Below are 273 nucleotides of genomic sequence, written 5' to 3'. Positions count from 1 at the left end.
CGGCTCATCGGTCAGCTCTTCCGGCACCTCGACACCTCGGAAGCACCCAGCAGAACCAAGAAGGCGTTTCCCCTTGAGCGTCTGAAAGGCATGCCATGTATCGGCAACCGGCTGATCGCTGAACTTGACGGCGTACGTGAAAACCTCCATGAACCCCTCGGCGGGATCTCCAACGATGGGCCGCACATCAACGATGAAGCTGTCCCCGGTGATCTGGTGCCAATCCCGCGACAAGCGCTCCTGGCTGGGCTCGACCTCGGCCAAGGCGATCAT

1 pseudogene is annotated in these 273 nt (G+C 60.8%); it reads right to left on the bottom strand.

Features of this window, described 5'->3' with window-relative positions:
- Nucleotides 1–273: pseudogene (locus tag ABG80_RS22450) on the bottom strand (protein rep); the annotation flags it as partial.

The sequence above is a fragment of the Aquabacterium parvum genome (assembly GCF_001447195.1).
Classification (GTDB): Bacteria; Pseudomonadota; Gammaproteobacteria; order Burkholderiales; family Burkholderiaceae_C; genus Aquabacterium; species Aquabacterium parvum.
This window is presented reverse-complemented; position numbering and strand designations above follow the sequence as displayed.